Origin of the sequence: Citrobacter sp. Cpo109 (genome assembly GCF_030332565.1) — a bacterium.
In the GTDB taxonomy this organism is placed as follows: Bacteria; Pseudomonadota; Gammaproteobacteria; order Enterobacterales; family Enterobacteriaceae; genus Citrobacter; species Citrobacter portucalensis.
Window position 1 is genome coordinate 98,585 of sequence record NZ_JAOWHQ010000059.1, and the last position, 26,483, is coordinate 125,067.

22 protein-coding genes are annotated in these 26,483 nt (G+C 51.6%); 10 read left to right on the forward strand and 12 right to left on the reverse strand.

Annotated elements, in window-relative coordinates; translation table 11 throughout:
• Window positions 1-56: 56 nt before the first annotated feature.
• The 5 genes from OGY71_RS13670 to OGY71_RS13690 form a co-directional block, all read right to left on the reverse strand.
• Window positions 57-1,616 (reverse strand): cyclic di-GMP phosphodiesterase, encoded by a 1,560-nt coding sequence (locus tag OGY71_RS13670; protein ID WP_032934501.1) that lies wholly within the window; start codon window positions 1,614-1,616, stop codon window positions 57-59.
• Between the two features lie 167 nt (window positions 1,617-1,783).
• Window positions 1,784-2,353, reverse strand: coding sequence for a bifunctional murein DD-endopeptidase/murein LD-carboxypeptidase (mepS, locus tag OGY71_RS13675; RefSeq protein ID WP_003834567.1), 570 nt, complete (start codon window positions 2,351-2,353; stop codon window positions 1,784-1,786).
• A gap of 413 nt (window positions 2,354-2,766) precedes the next feature.
• Window positions 2,767-3,480, reverse strand: a complete 714-nt coding sequence (locus OGY71_RS13680; protein ID WP_063940535.1) for a phosphatase PAP2 family protein — start codon at window positions 3,478-3,480, stop codon at window positions 2,767-2,769.
• Between the two features lie 33 nt (window positions 3,481-3,513).
• On the reverse strand, window positions 3,514-4,500 hold the full coding sequence (locus tag OGY71_RS13685) for a CobW family GTP-binding protein (protein ID WP_003834563.1): 987 nt from the start codon (window positions 4,498-4,500) through the stop codon (window positions 3,514-3,516).
• 119 nt (window positions 4,501-4,619) lie between these two features.
• Window positions 4,620-6,086 carry a mannitol dehydrogenase family protein gene (locus tag OGY71_RS13690; protein WP_286613406.1) on the reverse strand — a complete coding sequence of 489 codons (1,467 nt, stop codon included), beginning with the start codon at window positions 6,084-6,086 and terminating at the stop codon, window positions 4,620-4,622.
• 202 nt (window positions 6,087-6,288) lie between these two features.
• On the opposite strand from OGY71_RS13690, the gene uxuA reads away from it, so the two are divergent.
• Window positions 6,289-7,479 carry a mannonate dehydratase gene (uxuA, locus tag OGY71_RS13695; RefSeq protein ID WP_063940532.1) on the forward strand — a complete coding sequence of 397 codons (1,191 nt, stop codon included), beginning with the start codon at window positions 6,289-6,291 and terminating at the stop codon, window positions 7,477-7,479.
• 45 nt (window positions 7,480-7,524) lie between these two features.
• Here uxuA and pdxR read toward each other — a convergent pair whose 3' ends face one another.
• The gene (pdxR, locus tag OGY71_RS13700) at window positions 7,525-8,997 is read right to left on the reverse strand and encodes a MocR-like pyridoxine biosynthesis transcription factor PdxR (protein ID WP_286613407.1); all 1,473 of its coding nucleotides are present in this window, start codon (window positions 8,995-8,997) and stop codon (window positions 7,525-7,527) included.
• Window positions 8,998-9,162: 165 nt separating this feature from the next.
• Here pdxR and torC point away from each other — a divergent pair, with 165 nt between their 5' ends.
• From torC to torD, 3 genes are read left to right on the forward strand one after another with little or no spacing between them, the layout of a single operon-like run.
• Window positions 9,163-10,296, forward strand: a complete 1,134-nt coding sequence (gene torC / locus OGY71_RS13705) for a pentaheme c-type cytochrome TorC (RefSeq protein WP_149335138.1) — start codon at window positions 9,163-9,165, stop codon at window positions 10,294-10,296.
• Window positions 10,297-10,305: 9 nt separating this feature from the next.
• Window positions 10,306-12,804, forward strand: coding sequence for a trimethylamine-N-oxide reductase TorA (gene torA, locus OGY71_RS13710; protein WP_063940529.1), 2,499 nt, complete (start codon window positions 10,306-10,308; stop codon window positions 12,802-12,804).
• Window positions 12,794-13,426, forward strand: coding sequence for a molecular chaperone TorD (gene torD / locus OGY71_RS13715; RefSeq protein WP_286613408.1), 633 nt, complete (start codon window positions 12,794-12,796; stop codon window positions 13,424-13,426). Before torA ends, torD begins: the two co-directional genes overlap by 11 nt.
• A gap of 55 nt (window positions 13,427-13,481) precedes the next feature.
• Here torD and yeiP read toward each other — a convergent pair whose 3' ends face one another.
• A complete protein-coding gene (gene yeiP / locus OGY71_RS13720) occupies window positions 13,482-14,054 on the reverse strand; it encodes an elongation factor P-like protein YeiP (protein ID WP_003027452.1) in 573 nt (190 codons plus the stop codon).
• Between the two features lie 157 nt (window positions 14,055-14,211).
• Between yeiP and OGY71_RS13725 the strand changes: the two genes are divergently transcribed.
• Window positions 14,212-14,466, forward strand: coding sequence for a YkgJ family cysteine cluster protein (locus OGY71_RS13725; protein WP_286613409.1), 255 nt, complete (start codon window positions 14,212-14,214; stop codon window positions 14,464-14,466).
• Here the strand turns inward: OGY71_RS13725 and setB are convergent.
• On the reverse strand, window positions 14,463-15,644 hold the full coding sequence (gene setB, locus OGY71_RS13730; RefSeq protein WP_003834548.1) for a sugar efflux transporter SetB: 1,182 nt from the start codon (window positions 15,642-15,644) through the stop codon (window positions 14,463-14,465). The two genes, OGY71_RS13725 and setB, sit on opposite strands and share 4 nt — an antisense overlap.
• Window positions 15,645-16,012: 368 nt before the next feature.
• On the opposite strand from setB, the gene fruB reads away from it, so the two are divergent.
• The 3 genes from fruB to fruA are packed head-to-tail and all read left to right on the forward strand — an operon-like array spanning window position 16,013 to window position 19,786.
• Window positions 16,013-17,143, forward strand: coding sequence for a fused PTS fructose transporter subunit IIA/HPr protein (gene fruB / locus OGY71_RS13735; protein ID WP_003834546.1), 1,131 nt, complete (start codon window positions 16,013-16,015; stop codon window positions 17,141-17,143).
• A complete protein-coding gene (fruK, locus tag OGY71_RS13740) occupies window positions 17,143-18,081 on the forward strand; it encodes a 1-phosphofructokinase (protein ID WP_003834544.1) in 939 nt (312 codons plus the stop codon). The genes fruB and fruK overlap by 1 nt, the downstream gene beginning before the upstream one ends.
• A 16-nt stretch (window positions 18,082-18,097) precedes the next feature.
• Window positions 18,098-19,786 carry a PTS fructose transporter subunit IIBC gene (gene fruA / locus OGY71_RS13745; protein WP_003834542.1) on the forward strand — a complete coding sequence of 563 codons (1,689 nt, stop codon included), beginning with the start codon at window positions 18,098-18,100 and terminating at the stop codon, window positions 19,784-19,786.
• Between the two features lie 106 nt (window positions 19,787-19,892).
• On the opposite strand, the gene OGY71_RS13750 is transcribed toward fruA, so the two are convergent.
• Complete coding sequence (locus OGY71_RS13750; RefSeq protein WP_286613410.1) at window positions 19,893-21,191, reverse strand: anaerobic C4-dicarboxylate transporter; 1,299 nt, start codon at window positions 21,189-21,191, stop codon at window positions 19,893-19,895.
• Between the two features lie 75 nt (window positions 21,192-21,266).
• Window positions 21,267-21,986 carry a cysteate racemase gene (gene cuyB / locus OGY71_RS13755; RefSeq protein ID WP_020996671.1) on the reverse strand — a complete coding sequence of 240 codons (720 nt, stop codon included), beginning with the start codon at window positions 21,984-21,986 and terminating at the stop codon, window positions 21,267-21,269.
• Window positions 21,987-22,338: 352 nt separating this feature from the next.
• Here cuyB and hypT point away from each other — a divergent pair, with 352 nt between their 5' ends.
• Window positions 22,339-23,250 (forward strand): hypochlorite stress DNA-binding transcriptional regulator HypT, encoded by a 912-nt coding sequence (gene hypT / locus OGY71_RS13760; protein WP_020996669.1) that lies wholly within the window; start codon window positions 22,339-22,341, stop codon window positions 23,248-23,250.
• Window positions 23,251-23,282: 32 nt separating this feature from the next.
• Here hypT and nfo read toward each other — a convergent pair whose 3' ends face one another.
• Together nfo and OGY71_RS13770 are read right to left on the reverse strand one after the other, a co-directional pair.
• Window positions 23,283-24,140: a deoxyribonuclease IV gene (nfo, locus tag OGY71_RS13765; protein ID WP_003834523.1), complete on the reverse strand. Its 858-nt coding sequence runs from the start codon at window positions 24,138-24,140 to the stop codon at window positions 23,283-23,285.
• 71 nt (window positions 24,141-24,211) lie between these two features.
• Window positions 24,212-25,261: a YeiH family protein gene (locus tag OGY71_RS13770; protein WP_043016967.1), complete on the reverse strand. Its 1,050-nt coding sequence runs from the start codon at window positions 25,259-25,261 to the stop codon at window positions 24,212-24,214.
• 244 nt (window positions 25,262-25,505) lie between these two features.
• On the opposite strand from OGY71_RS13770, the gene yieE reads away from it, so the two are divergent.
• A complete protein-coding gene (yieE, locus tag OGY71_RS13775; RefSeq protein WP_286613411.1) occupies window positions 25,506-26,387 on the forward strand; it encodes a DNA-binding transcriptional regulator YeiE in 882 nt (293 codons plus the stop codon).
• Window positions 26,388-26,483: the final 96 nt, after the last annotated feature.

Genomic DNA, 26,483 nt, shown 5'->3' on the forward strand with positions numbered 1-26,483 from the left:
GCCTGAAAGATAAGGGATGTAGCGGCGAGTGAGAGTATATGAATCGCATACTGCGATCACCACGTAGGCTTATTGGGCTGTGCCATCCAACGCACAAAATCAGCAAGCTGTAATGGTCGGCTAATCCAGTACCCCTGGAAAAAATGCACCCCACGATCGCGCAGCCAACGGGCTTGCTCAGGAGTTTCTACTCCTTCCGCAACCGTCAGCATATTAAGACGTTTAGAAAGTGTCAACACGGCGTCCAGTACCGGAGAAGTCAGTGTTTCCGTCCCAATGGCGTTAATAAATCCGCGATCGATTTTCAGGTAGTCAACGGTAAAGCGTTCCAGATAAATAAGCGCGCTATGGCCGGTGCCAAAATCATCAATCGCAATTTCAAAACCTGCGGAATGCAGCCATTCAAATAGCTTTGTGGCCTCGTGCTGATTGAGCATATCTCGTTCTGTGATTTCCAGTACTATCTGAAAATAGTTTGCGGGAAGCGAGGCCTGTAGGTGGCGAATGTCGTCTTTAAACGTCTCGCCATGCAGATGCGATGGCGCGATATTGATCCCTAATTTTGCCCCAGCGGGTAACACTTTTTGCAGTGTCGGGGCATCCTGGGCGATCAACTTAAAGAGATGCTGAGTCAGTGGGACGATCATTTTCTGTGATTCAGCGTAATGAATAAAGGCATCCGGTGGGATCTCGCCCGTTGTTGGGTGATTCCAACGTAACAGGACCTCGACGCCTTTCACTTCCAGCGTTTGCATCTCTACGACGGGCTGGTACACCACATAAAACTGGTTATGTTTGATGGCGTTGAGGATATCTTTGCCTGGGCGTAAACGGATGCTGTAGATGTAGTACCAGAGGAGAAGGGAGGCAATAATCCCGGCCATACATCCCAACAAAATAGAATACCAGACGTCGGTATAGTTCCACTCTTGTGCGTATAAGCGAATTTTAAGCGGGATCCCTTCAAGAGTGGCCTGCCGCCAGGAGGTATGAGGAAGAGCGGAGACATCGATGATTCGCGATGAGAATGTCGAAATTGCGGTATTACCGACGATAATAGCAATACCGTCAAAATCATCCTGCCGGGCGGTATAGAGTAGGTAAGGCGCCAGATTGATATTCAGTGAGGTAAATACGCCGCTATCATTGAACGACGCGTTTCGGTGCCAAATCATGATCGCTGGTTTGTCCGGCATCATGGGCGTACCGGGAAGTAATTCCACATCAATATTTCTGCTGATATCGAGGTTCGGGATCAAATCTAAAATCGGAGTGAACATGGAACCTGTTGCGGAAGAGCAGAAAGCGATGCCGTCTTTTACCAGTAAGAAAGCGCGAACGTTCAGGCTAAAGGCTGCACTGGAGGTCAGTTTAGCGCTGACTTGTTGGCAACTGTTGGCAACCAGCGGCTGAAGGGCATCGGTGGTGGTTTTGAGGTCGGTGAAGTAGCTGCTGACGTAATTCTGGATATCGGCAAGGAGCGTGTCGTACTTAACTTCTCGTTTATGCCAGGTGACGAAAAACTGCAGGGTACTCACGAGTATTGCGACGATAAGCCCCGTTAACATACAGGAAAGCAGGATTTTCCGACCGGATGAAGAAGAGCGTCTGAACATAGATCCTTATTTTACCTGATTTAACCGCTTACTCTGTATGAATATAACCTGAAATGACTCATGTTGTGAGATTTTTCTTAGTCGCAGGGTGAAACAAAAAAGCACCGCCGAAGCAGTGCTTTTGGAATGTCTCATCAGGATAGCCAAGGGATAGCTGCCAAACGAAACTAACTGCGGCTCAGAACCCGGCGAGCTTCGTTGTAGCGTTTTTTCCAGTAAGGCTCGTTCATGCTGGAAATGATAACGCCACTGCTGGTCGAGGCATGTACAAACTGGTTGTTACCGATATAAATACCGACGTGACGGCCGGTAGAGCCAGCACGGAACAGAACCAGATCGCCTGTGCGCAGATTAGTGCGCGAAACGGATTTTCCCGTTTCCTGCTGTTCATAGGTTGAGCGCGGAAGCTCTAAACCAAATTGCTCGCGGAATGTACGCTGCACGAAGCTTGAGCAATCAATACCTTTTTTGGTGCTGCCGCCAAGGCGGTAACGCACGCCTTTCCAGTCAGCATACTGGTCCATAATACGTGATTTAACATCGATATTACGTACCATATTTTCAAATTCATCCTGAGAGGCTTGCAGTGAAGAGTTATCTCCATTGCCCACAGCATGCGTCTCAGAATGCATATTCTTGGCGGTGTTCGTTGTGCTACATGCAGAAAGCAGAACCGCAACTGCTATCGCGGGTATGCCCCGCAAGATATATCTCAAAATCGGTTGAGATTTGACCATTTTGTTTGTTTTCCCTTGAAGTCCTTAACGATAAATATCGTTATAAAAAATGCCAAACGTGACGAGACTAATTACCATCGCACGATGAGACAATTCCTTAAGGTCAAATCTGTGGCAGAACGCACAAATTTATTCTGAAAGGGAATAATTATCCCGCGAGGCAAAACGAGTTCGAGATTACCCGATCGTTCCGGCCAATGCGAGTGATTTTACGTGATTTCTTATAAGAAAAATTGATACAGAAAGTGAATAAACGGCATTGTCTAAATTAAGAACAATCAGGGTAAAAAATACGCAACCTACTCATTTTAAACATGAATAAGATGACAGGGGAATGACAATCAGAATGATGAAATATTGCCCGGCATCATCAGGGAATCAGAAGTATCCCTGATGATGTTAATTACTCTGCGTTATTTGTTTAAAAATTGTTTGTTTTTGCCGGGGAGATAATTCACGAACAGAGTGACTAATCGGTCACTTAATGGCGTCATTAGCCACCAGGGAAGGCCAATCAAGACCACCGTCATGGAACCAACCACGATATCAGTGAGCCAGTGAGCGCCAATCATTACGCGTGGAAAGGCAAAAACCACAGCAATAATAAGGCCGATTATTCCTGCGACTTTTCCGAAATAACGCAGCATAAATGCGGAAAAAATAAGCAGCATCATGCCGTGATCGCCAGGAAAACTGTCTCTCGACGCATCTTTGGTCGGAATATGCAGCAGTTCGCTGACGCGATAAATATTATCCAGCATCAGGGTCGGGCTGGCGCGTTTAACGGGAATAAGCGCCTGGCCCAGCTGATTTAATACCACTGCGGTGAGCAGCATAACCAAACCGATAGCCACAATACGTCGGCGACCTTCCGACGTCTCTTTGAGCCAAAAGTGCAGCATCAATGCGCCCATAGCCAGCAATGAGCAGCCATCAAATGCCCGATTATTGGTAATAGCAACAACCCATAAGAACAGTGGGCTTTCCACCAGTTTATGATTAAAGAAGCGGAAAACGCCCGTATCCAGTGAAGACCATAACCCATGCCCGACTGGAATATACCAGGACATAAACAGTGCCAGGCCCGCAATATTTAGCAGGAGGATTGAAGGGTATCGGGTTTTCATCGTCGTTTACCATTGCTAAAAACGAAGGCAACCTTACGCGCTAGCGTCTAAACGAAGTCTCAACAACGCGCTCTGTAACGCATTCCAGTCGGTCTCGGTATCGGCGATGAGTTCAATACGGCTATCGGGTGGTGCGACGTTTTGCGTCTCTATATGCCAGTCGTCTCCCTGGCGGTTAATGCGTACCAGTCCTTCTTTAATACGCATTACCCCCTTTACGCGTCCAACAGGAGCAAGACGCGACCATTCCAGCAGACCGATGGTATCGAACACTGTATCGGCGTCAAAAATCCAACCGCAGGCCTGATGGCCCTGACCGCTGTTCAGGCTACGACGCCAGCGCTGCTGTGCGGGTAAGCTCAACGCTGCCAGCCCCTTTTTGTTGGCATGGCTATGGGCGTGCTCCGCGCTTGCAGGAAGCTCCGCCAGGTTTAGTCGGGGCAAATCCAGTAGCTGTCCGTCAATTTGCCCATGGTCGGCATGAACTAACTGGCGATTACCGCCGTAGTGTTGCCACCAGCTTTGCAGGGCGTTTTCGCTTTCCGTCGTGGCACGGTCGGTTTTGTTGGCAACAATGATATCAGCGGCGGCCAGCTGATCGCGGAAATTGTCATTGGCGACGCTTTTCTCATCCAGTAACAGGCGAGGATCAAGGATACAGAGGGTTGCGCGCAGATCGATCCACGGCTCATAAACCGGTGCAGTGAGTAAATCCAGAATCTGTTTGGGATGCCCGAGGCCAGTGGGTTCAATCAGCAGACGGTCGGGTTTTCCCTGACGCAGCAGCGTATTGAGGCCAACCTGCATTGGCAGGCCGTTAACACAGCACATACAGCCGCCGGGGATCTCTTTTAGCAGCGCACCGCTGTCGGCCAGCAACGCGCCATCAATGCCAACTTCGCCAAACTCATTAACCAGCACGGCCCACTTCTCAGCAGGATCTTTGTTTGCCAATAAATGAAGAATAGAGGTGGTTTTGCCACTGCCGAGAAAACCGGTGATGAGATTGGTTTTAGTCACATTTACTCCAGAATCATAAATTACCGTAATGGCATTTAACAATCCTGGCGAAAAACGGGGAAAAAGAGAAGGGGGGAGAGGACGAAGAGGCGCTTCGTCCTGCTTAATGGCAGAAATCGTTAACTTTTTAACGTCTCAATGACAGCCTGATGCGCACCGTATTGGGCAATGCGTTGCCAGGCCTGCTGAATGGCCGCGACAAACTGCGGATTCTGTACGAGATCGGTGGCGAAAATCTCGCGCAGCGAAAGCAGGGCGTTGACGCGTTCTGACTCTGTGCTCTGTTTAACCAGAGCGGCAATTTTCTCACTCAACGGGTCACGAACATCAATAGCGGTGCCTGAATCATCCACGCCGCTCACATAACGCATCCAGCCTGCGACGCCGAGCGCCAGCAGTGGCCACTCACTTTGGCGGGCTAAATGTACGCGGATCCCTTCCAACATGCGCTGGGGTAATTTCTGGCTACCGTCCATCGCGATTTGCCAGGTTTTATGTTTCAACGCTGGGTTGGCAAAACGCTCCAACAGGCTTAGGGCATACTGGTCTAAATCCACATCGGTAATTTGCAGCGTAGGTGCCTGTTCGTTGAGCATCAGGCGGTAAGCGGCTTCACGAAAAGCGCTGTCCTGCATACAGTCACTGATGTGCTGAAACCCGGCCAGATAGCCGAGATAAGCAAGAAACGAATGACTGCCGTTCAGCATCCGCAGTTTCATTTGTTCCCACGGCAACACATTTTCGACCATCTGGACGCCCGCCGTTTCCCATTGTGGGCGGCCACACACAAAATTATCTTCAATCACCCACTGGATAAACGGTTCGCAGCTGATTGCGCAAGGATCGGCAACCCCCAGCTCGCGGGCAATTTCGGCCAGTGACTCTTCAGTGGCGGCAGGGACAATGCGGTCGACCATGGTGCCTGGGAAACTGACATGTTCCTGAATCCAGGTTGCCAGTTCTGGTGAACGTTTCTCCGCCATTCCAAGGACGGCGTTTTTTACCACATGACCATTGTCCGGGATGTTATCGCAAGAGAGGACGGTAAACGGGTGTAGCCCGCGTTCACGTCGGCGGTGTAGGGCTTCAACAATAATTCCGGGGGCAGAGTGCGGTTCAGTCGGTGTTTGCAGATCGTGAGCAATACGTGGATTACTGAGGTCTAACGAGCCTGTCGCCGGATCGATGCAGTAGCCTTTTTCTGTGATGGTTAGCGAGACAATAGCCACCTGAGGTTCGCAGAATTTTTCGATAATGGCCGCCAGCGAATCCAGCCTGGCGTTGAGACATTCGTTGACGGCGCCGATAACAATTGGCTGGTTGCCGTTGGCCCCTTTTTCCAGCACGGTAAATAAATGATCCTGTTCGCGCAGTTGGCTCATCAGTCGATCGCCGCTGAACAGACTGATCTCACAAATACCCCAGTCTCCACCCTGCGCATTCAGCACCCTGTCGGTTAGTAACGCCTGATGGGCGCGGTGAAAAGCACCGAAACCAAAATGCACAATCCGCGTTTTTAATTGCTGGCGGTCGTATTGCGGGATCATGACATTTTCCGCCAGTGGCGCTGAGGCAATAGTTTTCATTTAACACACCTGATTAACCATAAATTAACAATGGCAGTATAAAGTTATATGACAACAAATTGAATTGGTGTGCCTCATTTATCCGGGGAATGTGAGCTTGATCAACCAATCATCGGCAATGTGTTGATCAGTTGACGGATGCCTGTATGGTAGTCGTCATTAAGATGATTTAATTTGGTATAACAACTTGTGAGGTGAAACAATGGAACAAACCTGGCGTTGGTACGGACCTAACGATCCGGTATCGCTTGATGATGTGCGTCAGGCTGGCGCAACGGGTGTTGTGACCGCCTTGCACCATATTCCTAACGGTGAAGTGTGGCCGGTAGAAGAAATTCAACAGCGTCAGGCCATTCTGGCTGAAAAAGGGCTGACCTGGTCGGTGGTGGAAAGTATCCCTGTCCACGAAGATATCAAAACGCGTTCAGGTCAATTTCAAACGTGGATTGCCAACTATCAGCAGAGTATCCGTAATCTGGCGACCTGTGGTATCGATACGGTGTGCTATAACTTCATGCCGATCCTCGACTGGACGCGTACCGACCTCGAATATCAGCTGCCGGATGGTTCCAAAGCGCTGCGTTTTGACCAGATTGCTTTTGCGGCCTTCGAACTTCACATTCTGCAACGCCCGGGAGCTGAAGCGGATTATACCGCCGAAGAACAACGCCAGGCGCTGGACTACTTCAATGCCATGAGTGATGCAGAAATTGAAAAGCTGACCCGCAATATCATTGCTGGGCTGCCAGGTGCAGAAGAGGGCTATACGCTGGATCAGTTCCGTGCGCGTCTCGCTGAATATGACGGCATCAGCAAGGACGATCTGCGCGATAATATGGCGGTATTCCTGCGGGCGATTGTGCCAGTGGCAGAAGAAGTCGGCGTGCGTCTGGCCGTGCATCCTGACGATCCGCCGCGCCCGATCCTCGGCCTGCCGCGTATCGTTTCGACTATCGAAGATATGCAGTGGCTGAAAGAAACGGTCGATAGCATTAATAACGGTTTTACCATGTGCACCGGTTCTTACGGCGTGCGCGCTGATAACGATCTGGTGAAAATGATCGAAACCTTTGGCGATCGAATCCACTTCACACACTTGCGCTCAACCTGTCGTGAAGATAACCCGAAAACCTTCCATGAAGGTGCGCACCTGCAGGGCGATGTGGATATGGTATCGGTGGTGGCTGCCATTTTGAGCGAAGAGCAGCGGCGTAAAAAGGCGGGCGACCTGCGTCCTATCCCGATGCGTCCGGATCATGGACACCAGATGCTTGACGATCTGCATAAGAAAACCAACCCAGGCTACTCTGCGATTGGTCGCCTGAAAGGCCTGGCAGAAGTCCGCGGCGTTGAGCTGGCGCTGAAACAAACGCAGTTCCGCGACCTGCTGTAAGTCTAACCACAGGGATTGCGCGACAGGCGCGATCCCTGTTATTCATCAAGGCTGCGCAAGCGCCTGCTCCAGCACTGTCAGCACTTTATTGATCTGCTGTATCTGCAATCCACCAAATCCAAAAAACATAACAGCATCGCTGTTCTCTTTGCGCCATGTGGCTTCTGATCCATTTTCTATATCCGGCAGAGTGTCGAAACGGATCCCGGCCAACAGGCAGCTTTGTTGCAGCTTGGCGATGAATTCGGTATGTCTGGCAATGCGTAACGAGAGGTGCAGACCTGCCGTTGCGCCAGCGATTTTCCCTTCGGGAAACAGAGTGGAAAGGCCATCGCGTAACAGGGCGAGGCGCGTCGCATAGCTGCAGGCCAGCTTGCTGAGATGCGTATAAAACACCTGATTTTGCATCAGTTCGGCTAAAAATTGCTGCAACAACCACTGACTGCCGTTGTTATTGAGCGCTTTCATATTCTGTACCGCCGGAAGCAGTTCATCAGGGCAAATAAGATAGCCAAGCCGTGCGCCTGGCCCCAGCGTTTTAGAAAATGTCCCCATGTAGATAACCCGGTTGTGATAATCCATGGCTTTCAGCGCGGGAAGGGGATTTTCCCCATAGGTAAAAACGGCATCGTAATCATCTTCAATGATGTAAGCGCCGACGCGTTGCGCCCACGTTAATAATGACTGACGGCGCTCCAGCGAAAGTACACTTCCCATCGGATACTGATGCGCTGGAGTAACATAACAAAGCTGGGTTTCATACTCGGGTAAATTATCTGTTTGCAGCCCGTGGTTATCTACGGCGATTGACGTAATGTCTGCACCGTAATAATTAAAAAGATGCCATGCGCCAGAATAACAAGGGGATTCGGTCACAATATGGCACTTTTTTTGCTGACTGACAGCATGATGAATAATAAATATTTGGCTGAGCAGTGATAATCCCTCCTGAATCCCGTTGGTAATGATGATGTTCTCTGCTCGGGTATTAATTCCGCGGGATAAATTAAGGTATCTGACCAATTGCTCACGCAATGAAAATAATCCATTTGGTGAATGATATCGGGTAAATAATTGTTCTTTAAGTATGCTTGGAGCATTATTCCATTTCCGCCAGCTTGACCAGGGAAAAGCGTTGGGATCGGGGACGCCCATCCGGCAGTAGCACTCTCGTCCAGGCTCGGCGTAAACATCGGTAGAGACCCCGGCAGCTTTAGGTTTTGTGGGCGGAGAACCCTGGGTAACGGGCACAAGCGTTGGTGTTATACGTACAGGCGTTGTGAATATCACTTCATAGCCAATGCCGTGTCGGCTCTTGATTAACCCTGCAGCCATAAGCTTATCATAGGCCATCACTACCGTTATTTTGGCTACGTTCAATACCTGAGCCTGCTCGCGAATAGAGGGAAGCTTATCGCCACAAAGCAAATCTCCCCGCTGAATAGCTTGGAAATAAAATTGAAAAATTTGCAATTGCAGCGGAGTGCGGAGTTCTCTATTGAGCGTTAATGTAAGCATGAGGAATTCCTTATTAATATATGGCCACTATATTACGAATTTCTCGTTTTTACTATTTGATACACCTCATGGAGTAGTGGCTGTTCCTATAACTTGCTATCGCTGTCTCTATTTTTGGTTTTTATTATCCCTTAGCGTGTCGCTATTAAAAAAATGGAGGCAAGCATGTCGTGGATAAGAAAGAACGCATTGTGGTGCGTATTGGCTGGGGCGGTGGCAATGGCCCTGGCTATTTGGGGAACGTGGCAAGGCGTTCATTACACCAGTACCACCGAATTTTGTTTATCGTGTCACTCGATGCGCACGGCTGGAGAGGAATATAAAACCAGCGTGCATTTTCGCAACGCATCTGGCGTGCGGGCTGAGTGTAAGGATTGTCATATTCCACCGGGCGTTATTCCAACGCTTATTCGTAAAACTGAAGCCTTAAACGACCTCTATCACACCTTTATTTCTCCTTCTATCGATACTCCTGAAAAGTTTGCTGCCAAACGCCCGGAGCTGGCCCAGCGGGAGTGGGCGCGCATGAGCGCGAATAATTCAGCGGCGTGTAAATCCTGCCATAGCTATGAGGCAATGGATCATGGCAAGCAATCGGCAAATGCGGCGGCGCAAATGACCGCAGCGGCAGCAAAAGACAGTAACTGTATCGATTGTCACAAAGGAATTGCCCATCACAAACCCGATATGAGCAGCGGTTTTCGCGATCGCTATAAGCAACTACAGCGTCAAGGAGATACGCCAACGGATGCGACCACGCTGTTCTCATTAAGCGAAAAATCACTGGCGGCAACGGCAGAGAGTCCGGTCGGGAAGGCGCTGTTATTTCCCGCCACCGAGGTCAAGGTGCTGAAAAAAGAAGGCCGTAACGTGCAGCTCGAAATCACGGGCTGGCGTGAAAGCAAAGGACGCGGACGGGTGATCACCCAGTATATGGGGAAACGCGTTTTCTCCGCCGTTCTCGATGAGCCCCTGATGGTGAACGTAAAAGTGCTACAAACTCAGGTCGATCCTGACTCACATCAGGAATGGCAGCAGGTGAGCGTCACCGCCTGGACCACCGATCAGGACTTTATCAACACGCTCGCGCCAATCTGGGAGTACTCAGATCAAATGCTGCAATCCACCTGTAGCGCCTGTCATAGCACTCCTCCTACAACCCGATATACCGCTAACGGCTGGATCGCCGGACTGAAAGCCATGTCGACCTATTACCGGCTTAATCCGGTGGAGGAACGTACGTTGTTGAAATACCTCCAGACCCACGCCAGCGATGTGTCTGAAACCAACAAAAAGTAAGGATAATGTATGGATATTCATGACTTTAATCCGTCCCGCCGCCGTTTTCTCAACGGAATGCTGGCGGTGGGGGCTGCCAGCGCACTGGCGCCTAATCCGCTGATATCAAAAGTGTGGGCGGCGGGGGAAAATCCCGAACAGTGGATCCAATCTGGTTCGCACTATGGCGCTTTTGAAGCCAAAGTGGTCAACGGTGAGTGGACCGAAACCCGTCCGTTCAAACATGACAAATACCCCTGCGATATGCTGAACGCGGTGCGTGAAGTGGTTTACAACCCGTCGCGGGTGCGCTACCCAATGGTGCGTCTGGACTGGTTGCGTAAGCGTGAGAAGTCGGATCGCAGCCAGCGCGGAGATAACCGTTTTGTGCGGGTTAGTTGGGATCAGGCGCTGGATTTGTTTTACGAAGAGCTGGAGCGGGTGCAAAAAACCTATGGCTCATCAGGCGTATTTACCGGGCTTGCCGATTGGCAGATGGTGGGCAAATACCATAAAGCGGGCGGGGCGATGGACCGGGGACTTGGCCTGCATGGTAGCTATGTGACAACCGTCGGCGACTATTCTGCGGCAGCGGCACAAGTCATTTTACCGCATGTGATTGGTTCGCTGGAAGTTTATGAGCAGCAGACGTCGCTTCCGCTGGTGATTGAAAACAGCAATACCATCGTGCTGTGGGGCTGCGATCCGATCAAGAACCTGCAGATCGAGTTTTTGGTTCCCGATCACGATGCGTTTGGCTACTGGCAGCAGATTAAAGAGGCGGTAGCGCAGGGTAAGATGCGCGTTATCAGTGTTGATCCGGTGCGTAGCAAGTCGCAAAACTTTCTTGGCTGCGAGCAGTTGGCGTTGCGGCCACAAACCGATGTGGCGTTAATGCTGGCGCTGGCGCATACCTTGTACGAAGAAAAATTGTACGACACGGCGTTTATTACCGATTACACCGTCGGCTTTGAGCAGTTTTTGCCGTATCTGCTGGGCGAAGCCGATAAACAGCCGAAAAATGCCGAATGGGCGGCAGAAATCTGCGGCCTGACGGCAGAGCAGATCCGAGACTTCGCCCGCCTGTTGGTGAAAGGCAGGACACAGTTTATGGGCGGTTGGTGCGTACAACGCATGCACCATGGTGAGCAGTATCCGTGGATGCTGGTGGTGCTGGCCAGCATGGTCGGTCAAATTGGTTTGCCCGGCGGCGGGGTAGGATTTGGCTGGCACTACAACGGTGGAGGTACGGTAACATCCGCCGGGCCTGTGCTCTCTGGACTGGGAGGGATCACGAATCCCCCGCAGGCAAAGTACAACGCGGATTTTCGCGGCGCATCGGAGCATATCCCCACTTCACGTATCGTTGACTGCCTGCTTGAGCCGGGCAAAAAAGTTGCCTTTAACGGCGAGACGTTAACATGGCCTGACATCAAAATGGCGATCTACAGTGCGGCAAATCCATTTCATGCGCAGCAGGACAGGAATCGCATGATCGACGCGTGGAAGAAGCTGGAAACCGTGGTGGTGTTGGATCATCAATGGACCGCGTCGTGCCGATTCGCCGATATCGTCCTGCCCGTTACCACCCGCTTTGAACGTAATGATATTGAGCAGTTCGGTACGCATTCGAATAAAGGGTTGATGGCGTTGCACCAGATCGTCAAACCGCAATATGAAGCGCGACATGATTTTGATGTGTTTGCCGGGCTGTGTAAGCGCTTTGACAAGGAAGCGGTGTACCGTGAAAACCGTGATGAAATGCAGTGGATACAGGTGCTTTATGATGAAGGCGTGAAGATGGGAGCGTCGCTCGGTGTCTCATTACCGGATTTCACAACGTTCTGGCAGGGTGACGGATATATTGAATATCCGCCGGGTCAGCCGTGGGTACGGCACGGTGAGTTTCGCGACCAGCCAGACCTGAATCCGCTGGGAACGCCGTCAGGTCTGATTGAAATCTACAGCAAAACCATCGCGGGCTTTGCCTATGAGGATTGTCCGGGGCATCCGGTGTGGATGGAACCCTTTGAGCGTACCCATAGTGGCAAAAAAGATAAATACCCGCTGCATTTGCAATCCTGCCATCCGGATAAACGTCTGCATTCCCAACTGTGCTCTAGCGAGGCGTTTCGCAACACCTATGCGGTTGCCGGAAGAGAGCCGCTTTATATCAGTGAACAGGATGCCACCGCTCGTGGCTTAAAAGCCGGTGATATCGCCCGCGTTTATAACGCTCGTGGTCAGGTACTGGCTGGCGTGGTTGTCAGTCCGGATTTTTCCCCTGGCGTGATTCGTATTCATGAAGGCGCATGGTATTCCCCGCAGGAAGGAGGGAAAGCCGGGACATTATGCACCTATGGCGACCCGAACGTGCTGAGCGCGGATATAGGTACTTCACAATTGGCCCAGGGGCCTTCAGCGCATACCGTGCTGGTGGAGGTCGAGCGTTATCAGCAGAAAGCCCCGCAAGTGACGGCTTTCGGTGGTCCGCAGATTGTGAAAGAGGAGGGGACCAGTGCAGCATAAGCAAATTCATCAGCAGCGGGCAGCTGTGTACCAGTGGTTTTCGCAACTGTTATTTCGGGAGCTGGATGAAAAACAGCTCGCCAGTCTGGAAAACGGCGATAGCCAGGCTTGGATTGCCTCACTGGTGGCGGTTCCTGGAGTGTCTGCCGAGGTTAAACGTTTTGAGCGTAGCCTGGGCCGGGTTTTGCGGCGCGACTCCCGACAGCTGGAGCTGGCAGCAGATTTTGCCTCGCTGTTTCTGCTGGCCCCGCCGGCTAGTGTTTCTCCCTATGCAGGGCACTATCCACACACGACAGCGGCAGAAGAACGTCGGCAAATGAATGTGTTGCTGATTGAGCAAGGTCTGGCAGCGAGAGAGAATGAGCCCTCCGATCATATTGCCGTGCAGTTGGCATTAATGGCGAGGATGGTTGCTAAAGAGGAGAGGCTATCGGCGCAATACTACTTTTTGCATCATCATATTCTGTGCTGGGCACCGTTATTTCGCGACGCTTGTCTGGTGCGGGATAACGAGGGGTTTTATCCTCAGGCGGTTAATCTGATAGTGCGTTTTATGCAAGAGGATGAACAGTATCTGGAGTCATTGTTGATGGATGATTTTTATCTCAGCAGCCAGCGCTGAAAATGAAAAAAGGGACAGCCTGCGCTGTCCCTTGCCGTCACTGCGCAGCAGAAAATTAATCTGCACGGCCCATATAGCGACGTTCTTCGATATGAATACGGATTTTTTCACCCGCACTTAGGTACTCAGGAACCTGGATCACCAGACCGGTGCTCAGGGTTGCTGGCTTGTTGCGCGCGCTCGCTGAAGCGCCTTTAATACCCGGTGAGGTTTCAACGATTTCCAGGTCTACAGTCTGCGGCAGTTCAAGCGCCAGCAGTTGGCCGTCCCAGGTCAGTACCTGCATGTCCGGCATACCGCCTTCCGGCATGAACAGCAGCTCTTCTTCAATCTGGTCTTTGGTGAAGGTATACGGGGTATAGTCTTCTTTATCCATAAAGATGTATTCGTTGCCATCGACGTAGGAGAAATCAACGCCACGACGGCTCAGAGTGACGGTATCCACGATATCGTCACCTTTGAAGCGCTCTTCAACTTTCAGACCGGTACGCACATCAGAAAAACGCATTTTGTACAGCGTGGCAGCACCACGTGCAGACGGTGATTGAATATCGATATCTTTTACAATCAGCAGTTTGCCGTTGTAGTTCAGTACCATACCTTTTTTAATTTCGTTCGCTCTTGGCATCGAAAAAATCCTGTAGTGAGGAGTGTCTAAAATATCGCGTAAAACTACTCGCGCCGGGGCATTCAGGCAAGCGGAATTCATGCTTTTGCTGGTGCAAAAAAGGTGGTACTGTGCCCTTCCCGCACAATCCGATGGTTTACGATAAAGAGAGTACTGTATGGAATGCCGTCCGGATTGTGGTGCATGCTGCACCGCGCCTTCAATCTCCAGTCCCATCCCCGGTATGGCTGATGGCAAGCCCGCTAATACGCCCTGCGTTCAGTTGGATGAATCCCTGCGTTGCAAAATTTTTGCGTCGCCGCTACGACCAAAGGTGTGCGGCGGTTTACAGCCCAGTGCGGAAATGTGCGGGCGGACGACGCACCAGGCCATGGTTTATCTCATCGAGCTTGAAGCGCTAACCGCGCCTTAAACGTCCTTGATGCGCGCCAGGCACGCGACGGTGGCGACGATCATCACCAGTGCAAACCAGAACACCGCGTGATAGTTCCAAATTTCAGCGGCAATCCCTGCCAGCGATCCGGCAATAATCCAGCCCACGCGAATGGTATTCGTATAGAGGGTGGTGGCTGAACCTGCCTGTCCCGGCATCAGGTCCTGGAAATAGAGCATGCCAATCCCGCCGAGAATACCGATGTAAATCGCGTTCAGCAGCTGTAAGCCAAGCAATATCGCCGGAGAGTGAGCCAGCAGCATGCCGGCATAAAAGAAGAATCCGGCAACGACGGCAATTCTCATCAACAGACGTTTACCCAGACGCTTTGCAAAATAGCCAGCAATCAGCATGGTTGGGATTTCCAGTCCGGCTGCGGTGCCCATCATGATGCCCGCCAGTTTTTCCGGCAGATGCAGTTCGTTGATGATAAACAGCGGCATATTAATGATATAGAGACTATTGGTTCCCCACATTAATGTGCAGATAACAAACAGCAGCAACGTGTCGCGTCGATTGCGGCGCGGGGCCTCAACTGCGCCTGTCGCGAGAGGCACGTTTTTACTCATTGAGGGTAAAAACAGCCAGACCATTACGCCGCAGACAACAAACGCCACCGCCGCGCTGAGATACATCACCGTAAAGCTGAATCCCATGGCCAGCGCGTAGGCCAGCGGCGGGCCAATTACCCAGGCCAGCGAAACCTGCGCACGTAATATTGAGCTGAACATGACGGCTTCCCGACCTGTGCGGTCGGCGTGTTCACGGGCGAGAGCAAACATTTGCGGGTTGGCGGTCGATCCAAAGCTGCTGAGGAATACCCCGACAAACAGCAAGATAAAATAATTACGGTTCCAGGCGAACAGCACGCAGGCCAGCATCCCCAGCACGCAGCAAAACACAATCAGGTTCTTGCGATCGCCTTTTCTATCTGAACGTCCGGCCAGAAACTGACTTACCAGAATACCGATCACAGCGCTACCGGTAAAAAAGAACCCGACCATGCCGGGACGGGCGTGGACTTCATCCGTCAGAAAAAGGCTGAGCGTTGGCGTCTGCAACGCACCGGCGATACCCGTCAGAAATGCGACAAGCAGGAACGCCGAAGACGTTAAATCAAACGCCTTGGGTGTGGCGGCTACGGGGGTGTTATGCATGTTTTGATATCAATGATGTGAAGAGACGCGGAGTTTACGCCGCTTGTCAGAAAATAAACAGGGAGCCAAATCAAAATCGGCATCAAAAATCAAAATAGCATTTCAGTCAAAGAATGCTGCTTGCTGACGTTGCTGAATCTGACAAGCTGACGGCGTTTTTGCGTCAGCAATTTTTTCTCCTCCGCAGAGAAAATGTGCGTTATCTCTAAATTCAGCAAGTAATTTGTCAACTTTACTTGTGTGCTGAAGAAAAAAGAGCAAGACTTCTTGAAACGTTTCAGCGTCATCTTGCCTTAACTGATGGAGTCGGGTGACGCCTTTTTTCTCATGTTGGCTGAATCGTTTCAATTCAGCGGGAGAGGAGAATCATGTTCCAGTTATCTGTTCAGGATATTCACCCGGGCGAACAGGCCGGGAATAAAGAAGAGGCTATTCGCCAGGTTGCCGCTGCCTTAGTGCAGGCGGGTAACGTCGCGGAAGGCTACGTCGATGGCATGCTGGCGCGCGAACAACAGACGTCCACGTTCCTCGGCAACGGTATTGCGATTCCTCACGGTACGACGGACACGCGCGATCAGGTACTGAAAACCGGTGTGCAGGTATTTCAGTTTCCGCAGGGCGTGACCTGGGGCGAAGGGCAGGTTGCTTATGTGGCAATCGGCATCGCCGCAAGTTCTGATGAACACCTCGGTTTACTGCGTCAGCTGACACACGTGCTGAGCGATGACTCCGTCGCTGAACAGCTGAAATCTGCGACCACGGCGGAAGAACTGCGTGCGCTGCTGATGGGTGAAAAGCAAAGTGAACAGCTGAAGCTTGATAACGAAACGCTGTCGCTGGATGTCGTGGCCAACTCGCTGGTGACGCTGCAGGCACTCAACGCGGCACGGCTGAAAGAAGTCGGTGCGGTTGACGCCACCTTTGTGGCCAGAGCAATCAATGAGCAACCGATGAATCTCGGTCAGGGGATCTGGCTGAATGACTGTGCTGAAGGTAACGTGCGTAGCGCCGTTGCGGTTAGTCGTGCAGCAACAGCGTTCGATGTACAAGGTGAAGCGGCAGCCTTGCTGGTGACCGTCGCCATGAATGACGATCAACCGGTTGCGGTACTGAAGCGCCTTGGCGATCTGCTGCTGAATAATAAAGCTGACCGTTTGTTGAAAGCTGATGCGGCAACGGTGCTGGCGCTGCTGACCAGCGATGACGCCTTAACTGATGATGTACTGAGCGCCGAATTTATTGTGCGCAATGAGCATGGTTTACATGCCCGCCCGGGCACCATGCTGGTGAATACGATTAAACAATTTAACAGTGAAATTACCGTGACAAATCTTGATGGAACCGGCAAGCCGGCGAATGGACGCAGTCTGATGAAAGTTGTGGCGTTAGGCGTGAAGAAAGGACATCACCTGCGCTTTACTGCACAGGGCGAAGATGCTGAACAGGCGCTGAAGGCGATTGGCGAAGCCATCGCAGCAGGTCTTGGGGAGGGCGCGTAATGAGCAGACGTGTTGCTACTATCACCCTTAACCCGGCCTACGACCTGGTGGGTTTCTGCCCGGAAATTGAACGCGGTGAAGTGAACCTGGTTAAAACCACCGGTCTGCATGCGGCAGGGAAAGGGATCAACGTCGCTAAGGTTTTGAAGGATTTAGGTATCGATGTCACTGTGGGTGGCTTCCTGGGTAAAGACAACCAGGATGGTTTTCAGCAGTTGTTCAGCGAGCTGGGCATTGCCAACCGTTTTCAGGTCGTGCAGGGCCGTACCCGTATTAACGTCAAGCTGACCGAAAAAGACGGTGAAGTATCTGACTTCAACTTCTCCGGCTTTGAAGTCACCCCGGCTGACTGGGAACGCTTTGTAAATGATTCGCTGAGCTGGCTGGGCCAGTTCGACATGGTGTGCGTCAGCGGCAGTTTGCCAACCGGCGTGAGCCCGGAAGCCTTCACCGACTGGATGACGCGCCTGCGTAGTCAGTGTCCTTGCATTATCTTTGATAGTAGTCGTGAAGCGTTGGTAGCAGGTCTGAAAGCGGCGCCATGGCTGGTGAAGCCAAACCGTCGCGAACTGGAAATCTGGGCCGGTCGTAAGCTGCCGGAAATGAAAGATGTGATTGAAGCGGCGCATGCGCTTCGCGAGCAGGGGATCGCTCATGTGGTGATTTCACTCGGCGCGGAAGGTGCGCTGTGGGTTAACGCCTCAGGCGAGTGGATTGCTAAACCGCCGTCAGTTGAGGTGGTCAGCACCGTCGGTGCGGGTGATTCAATGGTTGGCGGTCTGATTTACGGCCTGCTGATGCGTGAGTCCAGCGAACATACCCTGCGTCTGGCGACGGCTGTTGCCGCCCTGGCGGTAAGCCAAAGTAATGTAGGCATTACCGATCGTCCTCAGTTGGCCGCAATGATGGCGCGTGTCGACTTAAAACCGTTTAACTGACAGCAGGAGAGGCATAATGAAAACGCTGCTGATTATTGACGCTAATCTCGGCCAGGCTCGCGCTTACATGGCGAAAACCCTGCTTGGAGCGGCGGCACAGAAAGCACATCTGGAAATTATTGATAATCCGAATGATGCCGAACTGGCAATTGTTCTGGGCGATACGCTTCCTGCCGACAGTTCGCTGAATGGCAAAAAAGTCTGGCTGGGCGACATTGGTCGTGCGGTTGCGCATCCTGAACTCTTCCTTAGCGAAGCTAAAGGCCATGCAAAACCCTACAGCGCCCCGGTTACAACAGCACCTGTGGCCAGCAGTGGTCCAAAACGCGTGGTGGCGGTGACGGCGTGTCCGACCGGTGTTGCTCATACGTTTATGGCCGCTGAAGCGATTGAAACTGAAGCGAAAAAACGTGGCTGGTGGGTGAAGGTTGAAACCCGAGGTTCTGTTGGCGCAGGTAACGCTATTACGCCGGAAGAGGTGGCTCAGGCTGATCTGGTGATTGTGGCAGCTGACATTGAAGTTGATCTGGCGAAGTTTGCCGGCAAACCGATGTATCGCACCTCTACCGGTCTTGCGTTGAAGAAAACAAAGCAGGAGCTGGACAAAGCGCTGGAAGAAGCAACACCGTACCAGCCAACCGGTAAAGCGCAGACTTCAGCAACCGAAAGTAAGAAAGAGAGCGCGGGGGCGTATCGTCACCTGCTGACGGGCGTCTCTTATATGCTGCCGATGGTAGTTGCTGGCGGCCTGTGTATTGCACTCTCGTTCGCTTTTGGTATCGAAGCGTTTAAAGAGCAGGGTACGCTGGCGGCGGCGCTGATGCAGATTGGCGGTGGTTCAGCCTTCGCGCTGATGGTGCCGGTACTGGCAGGTTATATCGCGTTTTCCATCGCTGACCGTCCGGGTCTGACGCCGGGTCTTATCGGCGGTATGCTGGCGGTAAGCACCGGTTCCGGCTTTATTGGCGGGATTATTGCTGGTTTCCTTGCCGGTTATGTGGCGAAGCTTATCAGCACGAAGCTGAAACTCCCGCAGAGTATGGAAGCGCTGAAACCGATCCTGATCATTCCGCTGTTCTCAAGCCTGGTGGTTGGCCTGGCCATGATTTACCTGATCGGCAAACCGGTGGCGGGTATTCTGGAAGGTTTGACTCACTGGCTGCAAACCATGGGTACGGCCAATGCGGTGCTGCTTGGCGCGATTCTTGGCGGCATGATGTGTACCGACATGGGTGGTCCGGTTAACAAGGCGGCGTATGCTTTCGGTGTGGGTCTGCTGAGTACACAAACTTATGCGCCGATGGCGGCCATCATGGCTGCGGGTATGGTACCTCCGCTGGCTCTGGGTCTGGCAACGCTGGTTGCGCGTCGTAAGTTCGACAAAGCGCAGCAGGAAGGCGGAAAAGCTGCGCTGGTACTGGGCCTGTGCTTTATCACCGAAGGGGCAATCCCGTTCGCTGCCCGTGACCCAATGCGCGTTCTGCCTTGCTGTATCGTTGGTGGTGCGATTACCGGGGCTATCTCGATGGCGGTGGGCGCGAAGCTGATGGCGCCACACGGCGGGCTGTTTGTCCTGTTAATCCCAGGTGCAATCACGCCGGTGTTGGGATACCTGCTGGCAATTATTGCCGGTACGCTGGTAGCCGGTCTCTCCTACGCGGTGCTGAAGCGCCCGGAAGCTGAGGTTGTGGCAAAGGCGGCCTGATTTAACGTCAATACCAGGGGCAGAGAATTCTCTGCCCCTTTTTTATGCTTTTACCTATACCGTTGCAGCATCGCCACAATAATCAATCCAGCCTTAATAAAACGGGTCAGGTAATCATTGGCGCGATGATAAAACCAAAGGCAACGCCAGCAATGATCCCACCCAGTCCTGGCAGCATAAACGGATGGTTTAAGACATACTTGCCCACGCGCGTTGTCCCTGTGGTGTCGAACTCCATTGCCGCCAGCGAAGTCGGGTATGTTGGTAGAACAAACACCCCGGTTACCGCCACATAGGAGGCCAGAATTGCCCATGTAGGCACGCCGAGCGCAACGGCCAGAGGGATGATCAGCGGCGTGGTGGCGCCTTGCGAGTAGAGAAGCGCACAGGTACCAAACAGCACCAGTGCCAACAGCATGGGATAAGCCCGTAGAATATCGCCTGCGATATCCTTAATCTCCGCTAAGTGGGCATCAATGAAGGTCGTTCCCAGTGTAACAATCCCGAGAATGACCGCCAGTGAACTCATCCCTGATCTAAACGTGGATGTCAGGACAATAGCATCGGTTGATGTTTTGCATAACACCACCACCAGGCAAGCGGCAGCCAACATACAGATAATGATGATATCCCGGGTATTCATTGGGTTGCCTGCATCGAATCCAGGGCGTAGCTGCGGGCAGGCGGCAAGAATAACGATGACGACCGTTGCCAGCATAAACAGGGCGACCGAGAGTTTGGCACCCGGCGTGGTGCTGTTTTGCCCTTCATATTTACGCACTAATCCTTTTTGCAGGCGTTCCAGATAGACTTCATCATCCTGAAGCTCGCATCCCTGACGTGAGGCGATAAAAGCGGCAACCATCGCGGCGACAAACGAAGCTGGTAGACATACCGCCATGACCTGAATAAAGGTGATACCGTTGCCCTCCATAATGGTCAGCATCGCCGCCATTGCGGCACTGATCGGCGAACCGGATATCGCCACCTGGGAGGCGACTACGGATCCGGCGAGCGTACGAGAAGGGCGGATACCGGACTCTTTGGCGACTTCGGCAATCACTGGCAGGGTAGAAAATACAATGAACCCTGTTCCGGCCATTATGGTCATCGACCAGGTGATAATCGGTGCAATAATATTGATATATTTAGGGTTACGCCGCATGAAATTACCGGCAACACGAACCAGATAATCCATACCTCCTGCGGCCTGTAGCGCCGATGCTGCCACGACAACTGTCATAATAATAAGGATAACGTCAACGGGTGGCGAGCCAATTTGCAGATCAAATCCCAACGTTAAAATAGCCAGCCCCAGACCACCGCATAAACCGATACCTATTCCACCGAGGCGGATACCAAAAAATATTGCACCCAACACGACGATAATTTCTAACCAAACCATAATGGCCTCCGCCAGAGAATAATTTGTTATTAAAATAAGTGGTTGTTTAATGCTTTATTAATCTGGTAATGGCTGTTATTGCGCCAGAAGATGATGTTTGCCAACTCGTTTTTCGTACCATTTAATACCGGCGCGAACTAATGATCCGGTTGAGTCAATATATTTATCTGGAGACTTTCTGACTGCGTCGGCAAGAATGACGGGGACTTCAGTACATCCCAGTACAATGATTTGTGCGCCGCGTGAGAAGAGCACTTCAGCCTGTTCATTCATCAGCGTTTGTGCCCGCTTAAGGTCGCCGGCTTTTAAGCAATAAATACTTTCCATGACCTTTTCCTGACCGGATGAATCAGGACTGATGCAGGTTAAACCAAGAGATTCTATGCCTTTTTGGTAGAGTCCCATGTAAAGGGTGGCGTTAGTAGCAAGTAAACCGATACGTGATTTTCCGCAGTTTTTGACCTCATTCATGGTTGTTTCAACGATACTGAGTAACTCTGTATGACAGCACTCTTTTAATTCATTAAACCAAAAATGGGCGGTATTACAGGGGATCACAATACACTCCGCACCAGCATCTTCCAGTTTGTGCATATAATCACGCATTGCCGGAAGTGGGGAATGACCATGATGCATTAACGCATCAGTTCGGTCTGGAATATCAGGGATGGATGAAATAATTAATGGGATATGTTCCTGATCGCGTTGCGCTGCGGTAAAGGTGACGAATTTATTAAAAAGATCGACGGTTGCAGCAGGCCCCATACCACCAAGTACGCCAATTAAACCTTTCACGATATATACCTCTATTTACCGATATTTAATATTCAGAGCTGGTGTCTATCTGGTGCTTATGTTTAACAGCAGAGTGTCGTGAGGAGAAATGCAATAATGTTTGGTTCAATGCAAAAAACGCATGAGTGTGATGTCTTTTACCACCTCAGCTGGCCGGCAATCAGCCAGAGGCCCGACGTTACGCGGTGGGTGAGCGGTCGTGGTCGATGAGTAAAGAAACATGTTAATGTCAAAAACGAAGGCATTATGCAAAAAACGAATCACCAGATACTGATGTTGAATATCATCTCCGGGAATATTCAGGCATGATGCTTAAGACTAATCGACATATTTAAACATCCGCGTGACAGGCATGAAAAATATCGAGACAAAATGGTTATATGATTTTCTGACGCTGGAAGCGTGTCGTCATTTTTCCCAGGCCGCGGAGGAGCGCAACCTATCCCAACCGGCATTTAGCCGGCGGATCAAGGCGCTCGAATCCGCTGTTGGGGTGCTGCTGTTTGACCGTACGACGAGTCCACTGCAGCTGACGGAGGAGGGTAAGTTATTCCATTCGCAGACCCGTAGCCTGCTGCAACAACTGGAATGCAATTTAGATGAGCTAAGTGGTCACAACCTGCTTGGCGTTCCCAATATCAAAATAGCGGCGGCACATTCTTTGTCGCTGACGATGTTGCCCAGATTAGTACATTCAATGTCGGCATGGGGCGAGGAGTTTGTTTACCACGTCGAAGCGATTGACGTAGTCCAGGCGGTGAATACGCTGCGCGAGGGGAAAAGTGATTTTATTATCTCCTTTCGCGATGAAGACTTAATGCAGTCACCTTTCTGCGGCTTGAAGGTTTTTGAGTCTGAGCTGTATCCCGTCTGTGCTGCGGATGCACAGGGTAAGGCGTTGTTTGATATCTATCAGCCGCAGGTGCCGATTCTGAACTATACCAGCACTTCCTACATGGGAAGATTGGTTAACCGTCACCTGGCGGAGGTGGGCAGTATTTCGGCGCGTACGCTGTTTATGTCTTCGATGAGTGAGCTATTGAAGAATATGGCATTAGATGGTCATGGTATCGCCTGGCTGCCAGCGTGGACGATCGTGAACGAATTGCGCGATAAGCGCCTGGTTTGTCTGGACACGCCGGAGTTGATGGTGCCAATTCAGGCCTATATTTACCGAATGGATACCCGTTTGAATAAAACGGCTGAGCATTTCTGGCGGATTTTGTACAACCATATGCCAGAGGATCTGGTTACGCTCACTTGATACGCGCCAGCTTGTCTGGCGCGCGGAGATCGTTACGCCACTGCTTTTTCTGTTTGCTGGGCTTTCAGCCAGGCGATCTCTTCGGCCCAGATATCCGGATTAATGGTTTCCAGCACCATTGGAATACCGTCAAAACGATTATCCTGCATAATCCAACGGAAGGCATCATGGCCAATATTGCCTTCACCCAGGCTGTGATGACGGTCAACGCGACTGCCAAACGCGCTCTTGGCGTCGTTCAGGTGCATACCGCGTAGATACTTGAAACCGACAATACGTTCAAATTCCGCAAACGTTTTTTCGCACTCTTCTGCGGAACGCAAATCGTAACCCGCCGCGAAAGCGTGGCAGGTATCAATACAAACGCCAACACGGGACTTATCTTCGACGCCGTCGATAATGGCGGCCAGGTGCTCAAACTTGAATCCCAGATTACTACCTTGTCCGGCGGTATTTTCGATAACTGCCGTAACGCCCTGGGTCTGAGCGAGGACGATGTTGATGGATTCGGCAATGCGCGCCAGACACTCATCTTCCGGGATCTGCATCAAATGGCTGCCAGGGTGAAAGTTCAGCAGGGATAAGCCAAGCAGTTCACAGCGTTGCATTTCATCAAGAAACGCATCACGCGATTTTTCCAGCGCATCGCTGACCGGGTGACCGAGGTTAATCAGGTAACTGTCGTGAGGCAGGATTTGTGCAGAGGTGTAGTGGTACTTCTCACAGGCAGATTTGAAATCATCAATGATTTCGGTGGTCAGCGGCGCGGCACGCCACTGGCGCTGATTCTTGGTGAACAGGGCGAATGCGGTCGCTTCGATTTCTGCGGCTCGAATAGCGGCGTTAGCCAGACCGCCAGCGGCGCTTACGTGCGCTCCGATGTATTTCATAAATTTAACCCGCCATACTCAAATACAAAAAGGGAGAGTATAGCGGGTTAATGGAGGTGAGTCGTGATCGTTTATGCCATCAGGGCGTGGACAGCGACGTTAATCGCAGCACCACCGACAATCAACCAGACAAACAGCAGCAGGGCCATCAGTAACGGTTTGGCACCGGCTTTTTTCAGTGCGCTAACGTGAGTGGTTAACCCCAGTGCAGCCATTGCCATTGCCAGCAAAATGGTGTCCAGCGTTACCAGCATGTTCACAACCGACTGCGGCAGCAGGTGGAACGAGTTAAAAATCGCGACCACAATGAACAGGATGGCAAACCATGGAATAGTGATTTTGCTTTTCTCACCACCCGTAGCCGGAGACAGTTGTTTAACGCGAGCTGCCAGCAGGATGAGAAACGGTGCCAGCATCATGACGCGCAGCATTTTGGCAATAACCGCGGCGTTTTCTGCATCCGGGTTAATGGCGTGCCCGGCAGCCACTACCTGCGCCACTTCATGCATGGTGGAACCAATGTAAATGCCGTAGGTTTCTGGGCTAAACCAGTGTGCCAGCAGCGGATACATTGCCGGATACAGGAAGATAGCGATGGTACCGAAGATCACCACGGTGGCGACAGCGACGGTTACCTTACTGGCTTCCGCTTTCACTACCGGCTCGGTTGCCAGCACGGCGGCGGCACCGCAAATGCTGCTCCCCGCGCCAATCAGCCAGCTGGTGTGGCGGTCCAGACCAAACACTTTTTGCCCCAGGAAACAGGCAATCATAAAGGTACTGCTCAGCGTTAACACATCAATCACGATACCGCTAACGCCGACGTCAGCAATTTGCGCGAAGGTGAGGCGGAAGCCGTAGAGGATGATCCCCAGACGTAATAGATGTTGTTTAGCAAACAGCACGCCGCCGTCACAGCTTTTCCAGATGTGCGGATAGACGGTGTTGCCGAGGACCATCCCCAACAAGATTGCTAAGGTGAGGGCGCTGAACCCGGCACCTGCGACGGCGGGAATAGATCCACCCCATAAGGCAACCCCAGTGATAACTGCACTCAGGGCAAGCCCCGGAATAAAATGCCACGCTGTACGACGATGAGTCTGCAAGGTGAGTTCTGTCATATCCTTCTCCTTTATCTGGGTAAAAGAGTACGGCGAAGTGGTTTAAAAATAAAATTGATTATATATTTATAATTAATCTATATAAGTGGTATATCCGTCATACTTCAAGTTGCATGTGCGTTGGCTGCGCTCGTTCACCCCAGTCACGTACTTAAGTACGCTCCCGGGGATGCACTCTCTTGCCGCCTTCCTGCAACTCGAATTATTTAGGGTATAAGTAACGGATATCCGGTGGAAAACGACTATGCATATCACCCTGCGACAACTTGAAGTGTTTGCTGAGGTACTAAAAAGCGGTTCAACGACCCAGGCGTCTGTCATGCTGGCATTGTCGCAGTCGGCGGTGAGTGCGGCACTTACCGATCTGGAAGGGCAACTCGGCGTGCAACTGTTTGACCGTGTCGGTAAACGACTGGTGGTCAACGAGCACGGGCGTTTGCTCTACCCACGAGCGTTGGCGTTACTTGAGCAAACAACCGAAATCGAACAGCTTTTTCGCGAAGATAATGGTGCCATTCGGGTCTATGCCAGTAGCACCATTGGTAACTATATCTTGCCTGCTATGATCGCCCGCTATCGGCAGGATTTTCCTGATTTGCCGCTCGAGCTGAGCGTGGGTAACAGTCAGGATGTGATTAATGCGGTGCTGGATTTTAGGGTAGATATCGGACTGATCGAAGGGCCTTGTCACAGTACTGAAATTATTTCTGAACCGTGGCTGGAAGACGAGCTGGTGGTGTTTGCCGCACCGTCGTCACCGCTCACAAAGGGGCCTGTTACGCTGGAAAAGCTGGCTGCTTCGCCGTGGATCCTGCGTGAACGAGGATCGGGTACCCGCGAACTGGTGGATTACCTGCTGCTGTCTCATCTGCCGAGATTTCAGATGGCAATGGAGTTGGGTAACTCCGAGGCCATTAAGCATGCGGTGCGTCATGGTCTCGGGATCAGCTGCTTGTCGCGTCGGGTTATTGCGGAGCAGTTGCAGGCGGGAACGCTGAGCGAAGTTCCCGTGCCGCTGCCGCGTTTAGTCCGTACTCTCTGGCGCGTGCATCACAGGCAAAAACACATCTCCAATGCCATTACGCGTTTTTTACATTACAGCGATCAGGTCGAGCTGGGCGAATAGGGCGCTTACTGTCGTAATGTCACCTCTCTGTAGAACGGCGGTTATAACTTAACCGCCTTACACCGCATATTTTCTGCTTTACTTATAATCCGCGGC

What these genes read in the sequence shown, in the direction of transcription:
- OGY71_RS13670 (WP_032934501.1), bottom strand. Translation starts at nt 1,616, where the DNA reads ATGTTCAGACGCTCTTCTTCATCCGGTCGGAAAATCCTGCTTTCCTGT.
- mepS (WP_003834567.1), bottom strand. Translation starts at nt 2,353, where the DNA reads ATGGTCAAATCTCAACCGATTTTGAGATATATCTTGCGGGGCATACCC.
- OGY71_RS13680 (WP_063940535.1), bottom strand. Translation starts at nt 3,480, where the DNA reads ATGAAAACCCGATACCCTTCAATCCTCCTGCTAAATATTGCGGGCCTG.
- OGY71_RS13690 (WP_286613406.1), bottom strand. Translation starts at nt 6,086, where the DNA reads ATGAAAACTATTGCCTCAGCGCCACTGGCGGAAAATGTCATGATCCCG.
- uxuA (WP_063940532.1), top strand. Translation starts at nt 6,289, where the DNA reads ATGGAACAAACCTGGCGTTGGTACGGACCTAACGATCCGGTATCGCTT.
- pdxR (WP_286613407.1), bottom strand. Translation starts at nt 8,997, where the DNA reads ATGCTTACATTAACGCTCAATAGAGAACTCCGCACTCCGCTGCAATTG.
- torC (WP_149335138.1), top strand. Translation starts at nt 9,163, where the DNA reads ATGTCGTGGATAAGAAAGAACGCATTGTGGTGCGTATTGGCTGGGGCG.
- torA (WP_063940529.1), top strand. Translation starts at nt 10,306, where the DNA reads ATGGATATTCATGACTTTAATCCGTCCCGCCGCCGTTTTCTCAACGGA.
- yeiP (WP_003027452.1), bottom strand. Translation starts at nt 14,054, where the DNA reads ATGCCAAGAGCGAACGAAATTAAAAAAGGTATGGTACTGAACTACAAC.
- OGY71_RS13725 (WP_286613409.1), top strand. Translation starts at nt 14,212, where the DNA reads ATGGAATGCCGTCCGGATTGTGGTGCATGCTGCACCGCGCCTTCAATC.
- setB (WP_003834548.1), bottom strand. Translation starts at nt 15,644, where the DNA reads ATGCATAACACCCCCGTAGCCGCCACACCCAAGGCGTTTGATTTAACG.
- fruB (WP_003834546.1), top strand. Translation starts at nt 16,013, where the DNA reads ATGTTCCAGTTATCTGTTCAGGATATTCACCCGGGCGAACAGGCCGGG.
- fruK (WP_003834544.1), top strand. Translation starts at nt 17,143, where the DNA reads ATGAGCAGACGTGTTGCTACTATCACCCTTAACCCGGCCTACGACCTG.
- fruA (WP_003834542.1), top strand. Translation starts at nt 18,098, where the DNA reads ATGAAAACGCTGCTGATTATTGACGCTAATCTCGGCCAGGCTCGCGCT.
- OGY71_RS13750 (WP_286613410.1), bottom strand. Translation starts at nt 21,191, where the DNA reads ATGGTTTGGTTAGAAATTATCGTCGTGTTGGGTGCAATATTTTTTGGT.
- hypT (WP_020996669.1), top strand. Translation starts at nt 22,339, where the DNA reads ATGAAAAATATCGAGACAAAATGGTTATATGATTTTCTGACGCTGGAA.
- nfo (WP_003834523.1), bottom strand. Translation starts at nt 24,140, where the DNA reads ATGAAATACATCGGAGCGCACGTAAGCGCCGCTGGCGGTCTGGCTAAC.
- OGY71_RS13770 (WP_043016967.1), bottom strand. Translation starts at nt 25,261, where the DNA reads ATGACAGAACTCACCTTGCAGACTCATCGTCGTACAGCGTGGCATTTT.
- yieE (WP_286613411.1), top strand. Translation starts at nt 25,506, where the DNA reads ATGCATATCACCCTGCGACAACTTGAAGTGTTTGCTGAGGTACTAAAA.